General features: G+C 69.0%; 13 protein-coding genes and 1 pseudogene. 8 read left to right on the top strand and 6 right to left on the bottom strand.

Annotated features, from left to right (window positions below):
• The first annotated feature begins 20 nt into the window (after nucleotides 1–20).
• From MKK49_RS00755 to MKK49_RS00765, 3 genes are all read left to right on the top strand, one after another.
• Nucleotides 21–185 (top strand): hypothetical protein, encoded by a 165-nt coding sequence (locus tag MKK49_RS00755; RefSeq protein ID WP_244026117.1) that lies wholly within the window; start codon nucleotides 21–23, stop codon nucleotides 183–185.
• Between the two features lie 284 nt (nucleotides 186–469).
• Nucleotides 470–2,119 carry an acyl-CoA synthetase gene (locus MKK49_RS00760; RefSeq protein ID WP_244026118.1) on the top strand — a complete coding sequence of 550 codons (1,650 nt, stop codon included), beginning with the start codon at nucleotides 470–472 and terminating at the stop codon, nucleotides 2,117–2,119.
• A gap of 386 nt (nucleotides 2,120–2,505) precedes the next feature.
• On the top strand, nucleotides 2,506–2,655 hold the full coding sequence (locus tag MKK49_RS00765; protein ID WP_244026119.1) for a hypothetical protein: 150 nt from the start codon (nucleotides 2,506–2,508) through the stop codon (nucleotides 2,653–2,655).
• 592 nt (nucleotides 2,656–3,247) lie between these two features.
• Here the strand turns inward: MKK49_RS00765 and typA are convergent.
• The 6 genes from typA to MKK49_RS00795 form a co-directional block, all read right to left on the bottom strand.
• On the bottom strand, nucleotides 3,248–5,068 hold the full coding sequence (gene typA / locus MKK49_RS00770) for a translational GTPase TypA (RefSeq protein ID WP_244026120.1): 1,821 nt from the start codon (nucleotides 5,066–5,068) through the stop codon (nucleotides 3,248–3,250).
• Between the two features lie 174 nt (nucleotides 5,069–5,242).
• A complete protein-coding gene (locus tag MKK49_RS00775) occupies nucleotides 5,243–6,013 on the bottom strand; it encodes an alpha/beta fold hydrolase (RefSeq protein ID WP_244026130.1) in 771 nt (256 codons plus the stop codon).
• A gap of 117 nt (nucleotides 6,014–6,130) precedes the next feature.
• Nucleotides 6,131–7,528 carry a hypothetical protein gene (locus tag MKK49_RS00780; protein ID WP_244026121.1) on the bottom strand — a complete coding sequence of 466 codons (1,398 nt, stop codon included), beginning with the start codon at nucleotides 7,526–7,528 and terminating at the stop codon, nucleotides 6,131–6,133.
• A 192-nt stretch (nucleotides 7,529–7,720) separates the two neighbouring features.
• Nucleotides 7,721–8,059: a DUF3325 domain-containing protein gene (locus tag MKK49_RS00785; protein WP_244026122.1), complete on the bottom strand. Its 339-nt coding sequence runs from the start codon at nucleotides 8,057–8,059 to the stop codon at nucleotides 7,721–7,723.
• Nucleotides 8,056–9,576: a PepSY-associated TM helix domain-containing protein gene (locus tag MKK49_RS00790; protein ID WP_244026123.1), complete on the bottom strand. Its 1,521-nt coding sequence runs from the start codon at nucleotides 9,574–9,576 to the stop codon at nucleotides 8,056–8,058. The genes MKK49_RS00785 and MKK49_RS00790 overlap by 4 nt, the downstream gene beginning before the upstream one ends.
• Nucleotides 9,573–9,908, bottom strand: coding sequence for an iron transporter (locus MKK49_RS00795; RefSeq protein WP_244026125.1), 336 nt, complete (start codon nucleotides 9,906–9,908; stop codon nucleotides 9,573–9,575). Before MKK49_RS00795 ends, MKK49_RS00790 begins: the two co-directional genes overlap by 4 nt.
• A gap of 441 nt (nucleotides 9,909–10,349) precedes the next feature.
• Between MKK49_RS00795 and minC (MKK49_RS00800) the strand changes: the two genes are divergently transcribed.
• From minC (MKK49_RS00800) to MKK49_RS00820, 5 genes and pseudogenes are all read left to right on the top strand, one after another.
• Nucleotides 10,350–11,009 (top strand): septum site-determining protein MinC, encoded by a 660-nt coding sequence (gene minC / locus MKK49_RS00800; protein ID WP_244026131.1) that lies wholly within the window; start codon nucleotides 10,350–10,352, stop codon nucleotides 11,007–11,009.
• 127 nt (nucleotides 11,010–11,136) lie between these two features.
• On the top strand, nucleotides 11,137–11,838 hold the full coding sequence (gene minC / locus MKK49_RS00805) for a septum site-determining protein MinC (protein WP_244026127.1): 702 nt from the start codon (nucleotides 11,137–11,139) through the stop codon (nucleotides 11,836–11,838).
• Between the two features lie 14 nt (nucleotides 11,839–11,852).
• Nucleotides 11,853–12,668: a septum site-determining protein MinD gene (minD, locus tag MKK49_RS00810; RefSeq protein WP_244026128.1), complete on the top strand. Its 816-nt coding sequence runs from the start codon at nucleotides 11,853–11,855 to the stop codon at nucleotides 12,666–12,668.
• Nucleotides 12,665–12,934, top strand: a complete 270-nt coding sequence (gene minE, locus MKK49_RS00815) for a cell division topological specificity factor MinE (protein ID WP_244026129.1) — start codon at nucleotides 12,665–12,667, stop codon at nucleotides 12,932–12,934. The genes minD and minE overlap by 4 nt, the downstream gene beginning before the upstream one ends.
• A gap of 613 nt (nucleotides 12,935–13,547) precedes the next feature.
• Nucleotides 13,548–13,745, top strand: a pseudogene (locus MKK49_RS00820) (hypothetical protein); the annotation flags it as partial.
• Nucleotides 13,746–13,992 lie beyond the last annotated feature (247 nt).

Consider the following 13,992-nt stretch of genomic DNA (forward strand, 5'->3'; position numbering starts at 1 on the left):
CGACGACAAGGAGGACGCCCATGACGGACGATCACGACAGCAAATCCGACGAGACTGCGAAAAAACCCGCCAACGTCGCCCCCGACGCGGTGAAGGACCCCAACGAGAAGACCGGCGGCAAGCCGGGCCAGGGCCCGAAGGGCGGCGACACGCCCGACGACGAGACCGACCCCGGCGGCGGCTGATCGTGCGCCGGGCCTTGTCGGCGGAGTTCGGATCGGTACTGTATTATCGAAAGCTACCGGATTCACAGGGAACTGGGCCCTCTGCCAATTTCGCCGACCAAGATCGGCGGACGGTCGGCGTCGGACACAACCGAACTCCCTCTCCTGGAAGGAGAGGGTTGGGGTGAGGTGTGGGACCTTTTCGGAGAGTTCGCACACCTCACCCTGTCCCTCTCCTTCCAGGAGAGGGGACCCGCGCGGCACAACCCGATGCGTGAAGACTGTAGCCCTGAGGGGAAACAGCCATGAACGCTTCAGCACCGTCAGCCAAACCGTCGATCTACGACCGGGACCTCGACCGGAATTCGGCCAACCACCAGCCGCTCACGCCGCTGAGCTACCTCGACCGCGCCGCGCGGGTGTTTCCCGACCACGTCGCGGTGATCCACGGTCCCCTGCGCCGGAGCTACGCCGACCTCTACGCGCGCAGCCGGCGCCTCGCCGCGGCGCTGACCGCCCGCGGCCTCGGCCGGGGCGACACCGTGGCCGTGATGCTCGCCAACACGCCCGAGATGATCGAGTGCCATTACGGGGTGCCGATGACCGGCGCCGTGCTCAACACCCTGAACACCCGCCTCGATGCCGCCGGCCTCGCGTTCTGCCTCGACCACGGCGAGGCGAAGGTGCTCATCACCGACCGGGAGTTCTCGCACGTCGTGGCCCCTGCCCTGGCGCGGGCCGGCGTGACGCCGCTGGTCATCGATGTCGACGATCCGGTCTTCACCGGCGAGGGCACCGCCGTCGGCGGCCTCGGCTACGAGGCCGTGCTGGCGGAGGGCGATCCGGCGGCGGACTGGGCGATGCCGGCCGACGAGTGGGACGCCATCTCCCTCAACTACACCTCGGGCACCACGGGCGACCCGAAGGGCGTGGTCTATCACCATCGCGGCGCGGCCCTGCTGTCGCTGGGCAACGTCATCACCGGCAACCTCGGCCAGCACCCGGTCTATCTCTGGACCCTGCCGATGTTCCACTGCAACGGCTGGTGCTTTCCCTGGACCCTGTCGGTGGTGGCCGGCACCCATGTGTGCCTCCGACAGGTCCGGGCCGGCGCGCTCTACGACGCCATCGCCCAGCACGGCGTCACGCATCTGTGCGGCGCGCCCATCGTCATGCAGCTCCTGCTCGGGGCCTCCGACGCCGAGCGCCGCCCCCTCCCCCATCGGGTCGCGTTCCTCACGGCCGCCGCGCCTCCGCCCCAGGCGGTGCTCGCCGCCATGGGGGAGGCGGGGTTCGACGTGACCCACCTCTACGGGCTGACCGAGACCTACGGCCCGGCGGTGGTGAACGCCTGGCACCGGGACTGGGACACCCTCGACGCGGAAGCGCGGGCGGCAAAAATGGCGCGCCAGGGCGTGCGCTACCCCGTGCTCGAAGGGTTCGACATCCGCGATCCCGAGACCTGCGAATCCGTGCCCGCCGATGGCGAGACCATGGGCGAGGCGATGTTTCGCGGCAACGTGGTGATGCGCGGCTACCTCAAGAACCCGTCCGCCACGCAGGCCGCCTTCAAGGGCGGCTGGTTCCGCTCGGGCGACCTCGGAGTGAAGCACCCCGACGGCTACATCCAGCTGAAAGACCGTTCGAAGGACATCATCATCTCGGGCGGCGAGAACATCTCCTCCATCGAGGTGGAGGACGCCCTGTTCCGCCACCCCGCCGTCGCCTCCGCCGCCGTGGTCGCCCGGCCGGACGAAAAGTGGGGCGAGACCCCCATGGCCTTCGTGGAGCTCAAACCCGGCGCCACCGTGGAGGCGGACGCCCTCATCGCGTGGTGCCGCGAGCGGCTCGCCGGCTACAAGCTCCCCCGCCACATCGTGTTCGGCGATTTGCCGAAGACGTCGACGGGGAAGGTGCAGAAGTATCTGCTGCGCGAGCGGGCGCGGGAGGGGTGAGGCCGATCTCCTACGACAGCCACGCGATCGCCCCGGATCAAGGGAGTCCCTTGATCCGCCCTCTCGCCACCGGCCTCGCTGTCAGCGGCGCGACGCGAGCAGAATAGGGCAAAAGGCCTTTAATCCATCAATCTTAAGTGAAATTCGTTCCGGAACGATTCTCACAAGTCTTGCTTTAGATCACGAACTCTAAAATTTTGCGCAACTTGTCCTGAGCGTGACGCAAAACAATTCCCCGGCTCAAGACACCCGTCATTGACTGCCTCTTCGAGTCCGGCGCTGCCCCTCCACGCCGTGAGCAAGCCAAGCAGCAGTCCGAGACCCCAATGCCGCGCACCGCTCAGCGGTTCGAGGCAGAGTGAATCGAAATGACAAGGCGACAACTCATGGAAACCTCAGCCAAACCTCACTACAGCTTCGAGGATAAGAGAAAATCGACGACCCTCCTGTATATCCTGGCGTTCCTGATCGTGCTGATCATCGTCGTGTTCTCTGCCCTGTACTTTTTTGGCCAACGTTTCGGCGTTCCGGTTTAAGGATGCGCCCGCTCAACACGTTCCGCATGACAGGCGTCGCGGATGTCCGCGCCCGGAGGTCGAAGCCACAGGGGCGACGGCTCCTCGTCACGGTCCTTTTGGGTTTCTCCTCCCTCTCGCTAGCCTGGTCCGAGGCCAGTGCGCGTCCTTCAAAGGCCGCGACAAGTGCCGATTGGCAGTCGAAATGCGAAAGACAGGCCGAGCGAAACAAGATGCGGCATAAACTGAGGGCGCCGTTCGTGAAACAGTGCGTCGCAGGTTATCGGATCAACGGGGGCAAAGACCTCCAAGCAAAGAAGGAAAAGTTCTAGACGAGCTCGATTGATGACCATCCTGGCCATGAAGAGCACCGTGTGGGCCGGCGGCACGAACCGCTAGCCATGTCATCGGGGGAGACCGGCTCGCGTTCGCCTCAACGGTCGCCGAATCGCGACCGCATCCGCCGCCTGCCCGTGCGCAGCGCGAGCGAGCTCCCTCGGCCACACCCGCAGCGGTTGGCCGAACCCATTGAGGTGAGCCGAGCCCTCGCGTTCCCAAAAGAAAAGGCCGGGCAGAGCCCGGCCTCGTCCATCAATCCCGAAGGCGAGCCGTGTTACGCAGCGCCGCCCGAGCGCTCGAAGCGCTTGCGCTCGTTGGGGTCGAGGTAGGTCTTGCGCAGGCGGATGGACTTCGGGGTGACTTCCATCAGCTCGTCGTCCTGAATCCAGGCGAGCGAGCGCTCCAGGGTCATGCGGATCGGGGGGGTCAGGCGCACGGCCTCGTCCTTCGAGGTGGTGCGAATGTTGGTGAGCTTCTTGCCCTTGAGCACGTTCACCTCGAGGTCGTTTTCGCGGTTGTGCTCGCCGATGATCATGCCCTGATAGACCTTGGCGCCGGGTTCGATCATCATCGGACCGCGATCTTCCAGGTTCCACATGGCGTAGGCCACGGCCTCGCCCTTGTCGTTGGAGATGAGCACGCCGTTGCGGCGACCCATCATCTCGCCCTTGTAGGGCTCGTAGGCCTTGAACAGGCGGTTCATGATCGCGGTGCCGCGCGTGTCGGTCATGAGCTCGCCCTGATAGCCGATGAGGCCACGGGTCGGCGCATGGAACACGAGCCGGAGGCGGCTGCCGCCCGACGGCCGCATCTCGATCATCTCGGCCTTGCGCTCGGACATCTTCTGCACGACGACGCCGGAATACTCCTCGTCGACGTCGATCACGACCTCCTCGACGGGCTCCAGCACGCCGCCATCCTCGTCCTTCGACAGCACCACGCGGGGACGCGAGACGGCGATCTCGAAGCCTTCGCGGCGCATGGTCTCGATGAGGATGGCGAGCTGCAACTCGCCGCGGCCCGAGACGAAGAACGAATCCTTGTCGGCCGCCTCCTCGATCTTGAGCGTGACGTTGCCCTCGGCCTCCTTGAACAGGCGGTCGCGGATCATGCGGCTCGTGACCTTGTCGCCCTCGGTGCCGGCCAGCGGCGAGTCATTGACGATGAACGACATGGTGACGGTGGGCGGATCGATGGGCTGGGCCTGGATCGGGGTCTCGACCTGCGGATCGCAGAACGTGTCGGCCACAGTCCCCTTCACGAGACCCGCGATGGAGACGATGTCGCCTGCCTCGCCGATCTCGATGGGCGCGCGCTCGAGGCCGCGGAAGGCCAGAATCTTCGAGACGCGGCCGGTCTCGACCAGCTTGCCCTCGCGATCCATGACCTTGATGGCCTGGTTCGGCTTGACCGTGCCGGACGCGATGCGGCCGGTGATGATGCGGCCAAGGAACGGGTTGGCCTCGAGCAGGGTGCCGAGCATCCGGAACGGACCCTCGTCCACCCGCGCCTGGGGCACGTGCGCGAGCACGAGGTCGAACAGGGGCGCGAGGCCGTCCTCCTGCGAGCCGTCGGGCGAGGTCGCCATCCAGCCGGCGCGGCCCGAACCGTAGAGGATCGGGAAGTCGAGCTGGTCGTCGGTGGCGTCCAAAGCTGCGAACAGGTCGAACACCTCGTTCACGACTTCCGTGATGCGGGCGTCGGGGCGGTCGACCTTGTTGATGGCCACGATGGGCTTGAGGCCGATCTTGAGGGCCTTGCCGACCACGAACTTGGTCTGCGGCATCGGGCCCTCGGCGGCATCGACGAGCACGATCACGCCGTCCACCATGGACAGGATGCGCTCAACCTCGCCGCCGAAATCGGCGTGGCCGGGGGTGTCGACGACGTTGACGCGGGTATCCTTCCAGACGACCGACGTCGCCTTGGCCAGGATGGTGATGCCGCGCTCCTTCTCGAGGTCGTTCGAGTCCATGGCGCGCTCTTCGACGCGCTGGTTCTCGCGGAACGAGCCCGACTGCGACAGGAGCTTGTCGACGAGCGTGGTCTTGCCGTGATCGACGTGGGCGATGATGGCGATGTTGCGAAGCTTCATAGGGTATCCGGAAGCGAGAAGAGCCCGTCACGCGACGGGCCGCAGGAATGCGGCCGGCTGCGCCGGGTCACGGGATCGAGCTATCGCGTCGCAATAGAAGGTGTCGGGCGTTCCGGCAAGGGGCGGCGTCGGCATGCCCCCTCCCCGTCCCGCGCGGATCGTCCCGCGCGGCCGTCAGGACCGGCCGGCGGCTTCCAGGATCAGGGCCGCGATGGTGTCGGGCTGCGAGATCAGCGACAGGTGGCTCGCCTTCACCTCGATGGTCTTCGCGCCCATGCGCTTGGCCATGAAGCGTTCGAGGTCGGGATCGATGGTCCGGTCCTCCGTCGAAACGGCGTAGAAGCTCGGCTTGGTGCGCCAGGCCGCATGGGTGGTCCTGCCGGCGAGCAGGGATTTCTCGAACGGCTCCTGCACCGCGTAGAGCACCTTCGCCCGTGCCTCGGGCAGGTCGCCGGCGAAGTCGCGCAGGAACGCCGCCTCGCCGAGGCGCCCGTACGCGCCGTCGAAGACAATGCCGGCGCTGGCGGGCGGGGTCGGAAACGTCTTGGCGAGGGCCGCGTAATCCTCGCCGGCATCGGGGGCACGGGCCGCCACGTAGACGAGGGCCGAGACCTTTGGGTCGATCCCGGCCTCGCTGATGATCATGCCGGCGAAGGAGTGCCCGACCAGAACCGTCGGACCGTCCTGGCGTGCGAGCACGCGCTGCACGGAGGCCACGGATTCGTCGAGGGTCGTCAGCGGGTTCTGCACGGCCGTCGCGTTGAGCCCCGCCGCCTGCAGGCGCGCGATGACGTCGGACCAGCACGACCCGTCGGCGAACAATCCGTGGACGAGCACGACGTTGCAGGCCATCGGCCCGGGCGCCGCGCCGGCCGGCCGTCCGAGGGACCCGGCCGCCCCCGCCATGGCCAACAGCGCGAGGACATTTCGACGATCCATCACGATCCCTCCGGCGCAGGGCCGCCACCGCGAGAGTCGGCGCGTCGGGCGACACGCCCCCTGCTTAGGACGGACGGCGCCGCGCGGCCAGCGATTCCGGGGATCGGTGTCCGGCGACGGGGATCAGCGCGCCTCCACCGGCCGCACGGACCACGTGCCCCAGAAGACCGGCCGGCCGAAGACCGAGGATGCGCCCTGCGGGTCGTAGCCCGGGGCGAGGCGGTCGAGCCAGGTGAGGAAACCCGCCTTGGCCGGGTAGCTCCCCGGGGTGTCGAGGTTGCCGTACCGGTCGGTCATCCAGGCATGCTGCGCCCGCCCGAACCGGCCGCCGCCGTCGCCGCCCGAGCGCAGGCCGAGATAGGCCGGGGAGCGCATGATAGCCACGGGCTCGGAATACCAGACGAGGCCGGCGAGCGATCCGATGGACAGGTCGCCCGTATACTGGACGCAGAGATCCGCCACCGGTCCGTCCATGGTGTTGGCCGGGCGGTTGCAGCTGTAGGCTACGGCCCAGCGGTCCATGCCCTTGGCCTTGGCGACGCGGATCAGGGCCTGGCCCGGCAGGGGCTCGGCGACGAGGCGGGCGGACGACCACGGCCGGTCGGCCGTCAGGTCGCGGCTCGTGCGCAGGTAGAGGCCGAGGCGGCGCTGGGCGAGGGGCGCGCCGCAATCGGCGGGCAGCACGTCCGTGTAGAAGTAGTGGTAGACGCGGTCGACCACGCTGATGAAGCCGACGAGGTCGTGCCGGTCGAAGCCTTCGCCGGCGCAGTTGCCGACGATGGGCGCGCCGGTCTCGTCGCGGACGGCGCTCGGGGCCGGGGCGTCGCCGCCGCGCCGGGATCGGCGCCGCTTGCCGCCCTCGGGGGTGAACGGCACCCAGGCGGGACCGTCCTCGGCCCGGCCGCGGATGTCGAAGCGCTCGAAATCGGCGGTGCGGGCCTGCATCAGGGCGTGGCGGTTCCCGCTCGGGCTCGGGACCGTGGTGAGGAGGAAGACGTAGGTGTAGTCGTCCCCGCTCCAGTCCCGCCCGGCCACCACCATGGGATGGCGCGCGGCGACCCCCTCCGGCATCGTCTCGGCCACCTCGGGACTCCGCCCGCGCCGGCGGCTCCGCCCCTCCCGGCGCACGATCCGGGCCATCTCCCACAGGCGCGCCTCCGTCGGCGGCATGAGCGTGGCGAGCTGCTCGGGCATCCCCCCCACGCGCACGGAGCCGCCGTCGAGGGGGCTGGTGACCCGCCGCGCCGGGCAGGTCTCGCCCCGCCGGCGGCCGCTCACAGGCGCCTCGGCCTGATAGACCACCTGGAGCCGGCCGGTGCGCCCGGCGGTGCGGATGATCTGGACGTTCGCCGCCGATTCGCAGGCACGGGGCGCGAAGAACACGCCCTCGGCCTCGCCGCCCCGGCAGATCTCCAGGGCACCCCCGGCCGTCGGAAAACAGGCCGGATCGGGGGCCTGGGCCATGACGGGCATCGCCCACGGCGCGAGGCCCGCAGCGAGGGGCAGGAGCGCCCGGATCATGCGGTGGCGCGCGGGACGGGGCGAGGGCGGGAGAGAGCGGGGCTGTGTCACGACCACGCGTGGTAGCGCGCGGATGCCGGCGGCGACAGTGCGAAGGTCCGGGCCCGCACGGGCCATCCACATGGCCGAGTGCGCAGACCGGGTGCCTCGCCCCGCGCCGTCGGGTCACCCGACGCCGGAGCCCGGCCCGATTCAGGCGAGGAAGGCTGCGACGGCGGCGAGCGGCAGGGCGAGGACCGCCGCGGGGCGGACCCAGCCGGGCCGGTACGAGACGAGGCCGACGAGCATCAGGGCCGCCCCCGTGAGCGAGCCGAGCCACTGCACCGGCCCGAAATTCCAGTCCGCCGTGATCACGGCGGCGGCGAAGGAGACGGCGATCCCGCACCAGCCGGTCCAGCGCAGGGCCCGCGCCCGCTTTCGCGAGGGGGCCCCGTGAAAGATCGCGCGGTGGTGGCGGTCCATAGCGAGGCACAGGGCGGAGAGCCCGGCGAAGCTGAGGGCGAGGTTGAGGAGGACGGAGGACGGGGTCATGCGCGGGCCAATGTCTGGGCGTTGCGGGCGACGCGGGTCCGCCGCGCGCCCTCGTAGCGCGACAACTTCCAGGCGCCGGAGCCGAGGCCGGCGGCGATGGCGACCATGGCGAGGTCGAACCAGACGAAGTCGAGGCCGCGATCCGTGGTCAGGGCGCTGACGAGGGGCACGCTAAGGAACATCAGGCCGGCCACCGATCCCATCTCGCGCCATGTCCGACTGTGCGGCCAGGCGAACCCAGCCAGGGCGGCGAGACCCCAGGCGGCGAAGAACGCGCCGCCCTCCCAGGTGGCGCGCGCCTCCAGGGCCACGGGCAGGAGCCGGTTGGCGAGGAAGAAGGCCGCGACGCCGATGGGCAGTCCGAGGATGGTGCCAAGGTTGAGGCCGCGCACGAGGCGAAGGCCAAAGCCGGGCGCGATGCCGGGTTTGGGGGCCCGGGCGACGCTCCACAGGACGAGGCCCGTGGCGATGGTGGCCGAGCCGAGGAGGCCGCAGAGGAAGAACAGGCCCCGCAGGGCAGGCCCGGCGAAGTGCGCCTCGTGCAGGCCGAGGAAACTCGTGAAGACGTGGGCGGCGGGCTTCAGGGTCCCGAGGCGCGCGACGACCGCGCCGGACACCGCCTCGAACGCGATCTGGGGGTGGCGATGGGCGAGGCCCTTGGGCTCTTCGAACACCGCCACCACCGTCGAGGCGGCGTCGCCCGGATTGTTGACGATGACCATCTCCAGGGGCTCGGAGACCTCCGCCCGCGCCCGGTCGACGAGGGGTGCCAGCGGCAGGGCCTCGGCGGGGCGCCCGGCGGCGGTCCGCCAGGCCGGACTCTGGCCGGCCTCGACGTAGAATCGCATCTCGTCGCCCTTGTAGGCCGAGGCGATGCCCCAGGGCATGAGGGTGAAGGCGATCGTCACGATGCCCGTGTAGGTGATCATGAGGTGGAACGGCAGGGCGAGGACGCCCGTGACGTTGTGGGCGTCGAGCCAGCCGCGCTGGGCCGAGCGGTCGCGCCGGAAGGTGAAGAAGTCCGAAAAGATCCGCCGGTGGGTGACGATGCCGGAGACGAGGGCGACGAGGAGGATGATGGCGCTGGCGCCGACGATCCAGCGGCCGAGCATCGGCATCATCTGAAGTTCGTAGTGGAAGCGGTAGAGGAAATCGCCGCCGTGCGTCGCCCGCGCCGTGGTGGGCTGGCCGGTCTCGGCATCGAGCGTCGCCTGCTGGATCGGCGCCTCGAAGCTGTCGAGCCAGTACACGCCGATGAGGGGCCGGTCCTCCTGCGGCACGGAGACGAACCACGACACGGCCTTGGGCGCGTGAGCCTTGAGGTAGGCCGCGCCGCGCTCGGCGGCGAGGCCCGGCTCGACGGCGGCGGCGCGCAGCTCGGGGCGCATCCAGAGGGAGATGTCGGTCCGATAATAGGTCGCCGTGCCGGTCACGAACACGCAGAACATCACCCAGCCGGTCACGAGACCGGCCCAGGTGTGCAGCCACGCCATGGATTGACGGAACCCCTGCCTCATGCCGGCGGCACCGTGTCGACGAGGGTCATGGCGAGCCAGAGGCCGCCGGCCAGGAGCGCCCCCGGCACGGCGAGGCCGAAGGCGGCCCGGGCCAGGGTGCGGGCGGAAAACACCCAGACCACGGCGCCGACCATGATGGCGAAGCTGAGGAGCGTCGCCGTCGCCACGGCCTCGGAGCGGGCCATGGGCAGGACGAGGGCGAGGAACGCGGTGGACAGGGCGGCAACGCCGTAGCCGCCGAAGGTGGCCAGGACAACGCGGCCGGCGACCAGGGCACGGACACGCCAGCCGAGGCCTCGGCCGGGATCTCGCAGGGCGGTTTCGTCCGGCATCGGCGGCACCTTCTCGAGGCGGGACGGAAGGCGAGCGCACTCCGATGAAGACGCGGCACCGTCCCGGATAGGATGACGCCCGCTATACCGAGCCACCTCTTGGGCCGGCAATCGCTATGTTGTGGAACCATTCCAAGGTTGTTTCGTCCGGCATCGCTGTCCTTGCCGAAATCTCCCGGCGCAGGTCTCCATTCGGCGGAACGGTCCGAGGGAGCCACGTGCGTCAAATCGTGTTGACGGCCGGAATGGGTGTCCACCCGGGACCCTGCTCCGGGTTACGATGGAGACCAAGACACCTGCCGAGAACCGCGCCGGGGTTCCCGTCGCGAACGGGCCACCGCCCCTCCTTTTCAGAAGATCGATGCCGTGACCGCAAGCTCCGCCGCCCCTGACCCCGCGACTCCCGCCCGCCCGCCGATCCGCTTTCGCGGCCGCTCGTTCATGGCGCTGGTGCTGGCGCCGGTGCCGCCCGTGGCGGCATGGCTGGAGGAGCTCGACGCCCTGGCGCGGCGCTCGCCGGCCTTCTTCGTTGGGCGTCCGGTGATCCTCGAGGTCTCGGCCGCCGGCCTCGACCGGGAGAGCCTGCGCGCCCTCGTGGCCGAACTGTCCGGCCGCGCCGTCACCGTGATGGGCATCGAAGGGGCCGGCCCCGGCCTCCTCGGCGACGGCCTGCCGCCGCCGCTGGCCGGTGGGCGCCCCGTGGAGGAGGTCGCCGCCCCCGAGGCCGAAGCGCCCGAGGGGCGGATGTCCGTGGCCCCGGCGCCCGCGCCGGCCCGCTCGCTGATCCTCGACGCCCCCGTGCGCTCGGGGCAGACGGTGCTGCATCTCGAAGGCGACATCACCGTCATGGGCTCGGTGGCGTCCGGCGCCGAGGTGATCGCCGGGGGGTCGCTGCACGTCTACGGCGCCCTGCGGGGGCGCGCCATCGCGGGGGCGGCGGGCAACCCGGAGGCGCGCATCACCTGCCGCAAGTTCGAGCCCGAGCTCATCGCCATCGACGGGCTCTACCGCACGGCCGACGACCTCGGCGCTGTCCAGCGCGGCCTGCCGGCGCAGGTGCGCCTGGAGGGCGACGCCATCAAGGTCGCGGCCCTCGACTGAACGGCCCGTGGTCCCGGGATCACGGTATCCCGGGACAGGAGCAATCATTCATCCTTTGAACACGGCGCGTTAACGAAGCGGTAACCATACCGGGCATCAATGGTCTGGTAAGGAATCGTGAGACGCCGTGACCAGCGCCCCCACTCCCCGCCGATCCGTTGAGCTTCGCGGCCGTGCCTTCAAGGCGCTCGTCCTGGCCCCGGAGCAGCCGCTTCCCGATTGGCTCGCCGATCTGGACGAGGCCCTCAAGCGCTCGCCGACGCTGTTCGACGGGCGCGCCCTGATCCTCGACGTCGCGGCCCTGGCGCCGGACGCCCCCAGCCTCGACACGCTGCTGGCCGATCTCGGCAGCCGTCGCATCCGCATCCTCGGCATCGAGGGTTCGGCCCTTCCCCTCGTCGGACCGGGGCGCCCGCCCCTGCTGAACGCGGGACGACCGGTCTCGACCATCGAGATCCCGGCCCTGCCGGAGGAGCCGCCGGCGCCTCCGGAGCCCGCCACCACGTCCCTCACCATCGAGGGGTCCGTGCGATCGGGCCAGTCCATCGTCCACCCCACCGGCGACGTCACCGTCATGGGTTCGGTCTCCTCGGGAGCCGAGATCCTCGCCGGCGGGTCCATCCACGTCTACGGCGCCCTGCGGGGGCGCGCCATCGCCGGCGCCGCCCGCAATCCCCGGGCCCGCATCTGCTGCCGCAAGTTCGAGCCCGAACTCCTCGGCATCGACCGCCTCGTCCGCACGGCCGAGGACATGGGCACCCACCTGCGCGGCCAGGCCGTGCAGATCTGGCTCGATGGCGGCGCCATCAAATTCGCATCCTTGGATTGAGGGAGACAGCTCGTATGGCCAAAATTCTGGTCGTGACATCAGGCAAGGGCGGCGTCGGCAAGACGACGACGACGGCGGCCCTCGGTGCCGCGCTCGCGCAGGCGGGCCAGAGCGTGGCGGTGGTCGATTTCGACGTCGGCCTGCGCAACCTCGATCTCGTGATGGGCGCCGAGCGCCGCGTGGTCTACGACCTCATCAACGTGGTCAACGGCGACGCCAAGCTCAACCAGGCCCTCATCCGCGACAAGCGCCTGGAGAACCTCTCCCTGCTGCCCGCCTCGCAGACCCGGGACAAGGACGCGCTGACCGACGAGGGTGTCGCCCGCGTCATGAACGAGCTGCGTGAGAAGTTCGACTGGGTGATCTGCGATTCGCCCGCCGGCATCGAGCGCGGCGCGACGCTGGCCATGCGCCACGCCGATCTCGCCGTGGTGGTGACCAACCCCGAGGTCTCCTCGGTGCGCGATTCCGACCGGATCATCGGGCTCCTCGACTCGAAGACCCTCAAGGCCGAGCGCGGCGAGACCATGGAGAAGCACCTCATCCTCACCCGCTACGACCCCGCCCGGGCCGACCGGGGCGACATGCTCAAGATCGACGACGTCCTGGAGATCCTCTCGATCCCCCTGCTCGCCATCATCCCCGAGAGCATGGAAGTCCTGCGCGCCTCCAACGTCGGCTGCCCGGTCACCCTGAACAACCCCCTCTGCGCCCCGTCCCGCGCCTACATCGATGCGGTCCGCCGCCTCAAGGGCGACACGGTGCCGATGGCGGTTCCGTCGGACAAGAAGTCCCTTCTCAACAAGCTGTTCACCCGGAGGGCGGCATGAGCCTTCGCAAGATGTTCAACCGAAGGGGGTCCGCGCCGGTGGCGCGGGACCGCCTGCAGCTCATCCTCGCGCATGAGCGCGGGAATGCCGGCGGCTCCGATCTGGTGATGGTGCTCCGCGAAGAAATCCTCGCGGTGATCGCCAAGCACGTCATCGTCGAGCAGGACAAGGTCCAGATCCGCCTGGACCGCGGCAAGGACGTCTCGACGCTCGGCGTCGACATCGAGCTGCCCGTTCCCCTGGTGGCCCGACGTCAGGCCGCTTGAACCGGAACCGGTCGATCCGACAGCCGCGCGGGGTGTCGCCCACACCCCGCGCGGATTTTTATGTGCCCTCTACCCCTGGAATCCAGCGTGGAAGCGGTGCCTTCGCGACAGGAGTTCTTCGCCCGAGCCGGAGGCAATTTTACAAGGTGGCTTTGGGTTCGACTGCCATCAGAGGGCCGCTCGAACGCGACTGGCTCGAAGGGGTCGGAACATTCAGCGATTTCGCTTCGCAGTTCGATCATACGATCAAGGTTTTTCGTATGATGGAACGGCGTATGGGGAATCATGGATCGGCATCGACACGGGCGAGGCCCCGGCTTGTGACAGCGCAACCATCGAGCTGCTCGTCATCCTGAGACCTCAGACGTCGGCTCACGCCAGCAACCGGGCACAGGATCCGGACGATCAAGCGGCGGACTTCCACCTCCCTACTGATCGCGCCTCCTTTTGCCGGCTGACGCGCAAAACAGTTGTCGCAGGGCATCGGCACGGCGGCACGAGTGACGCTTTGCCCATGAGCGATGTCACATGCCCGAAGATCTATTCGAGTCTCACGAGTTCGAAATCCCCATCCCTCTTGTTGAAAAGACGGGCGCCGGGACCGACACGTTCCGCCTTTCGCCGGCATGCCTTGCTGTTGCCGAATAACTGCCTTTACGGGCTCCAGCCCAGCATCCCGCACCTGCCTCCCTCCGGTTTACCCCGCTGTCCACAGCGTCACGGTATCGGTCGTCTGCCGGAAATCGATGGTGAAGCCCAAGCGTTCGCCTTCAAGGCCGACCCGATCGGCGACCTCCACATCGACATCGCATAGGTCGGCACCGCGCAAGGCAAGTTCCACAGGTTCGATGAGACGTCTGCGGCGTTAAACACGGCCATGATCGTGGTCATCGGGGCTCGTTTTCCGGTCCATGGCGATGTAATTACCCACCCCCGTAATCTCGGGGTTCAGGCGCCGACGGTTTTGAGGATGGTGCCGAAGGAGCTGCTGCCTGTGAGGCGCGCGGTATCGACGACGGTGCGGATGGCAGCTTCGCCCTCGGCGGCCCACATCGCGC

The sequence above is a fragment of the Methylobacterium sp. J-090 genome, assembly GCF_022829345.1.
In the GTDB taxonomy this organism is placed as follows: Bacteria; Pseudomonadota; Alphaproteobacteria; order Rhizobiales; family Beijerinckiaceae; genus Methylobacterium.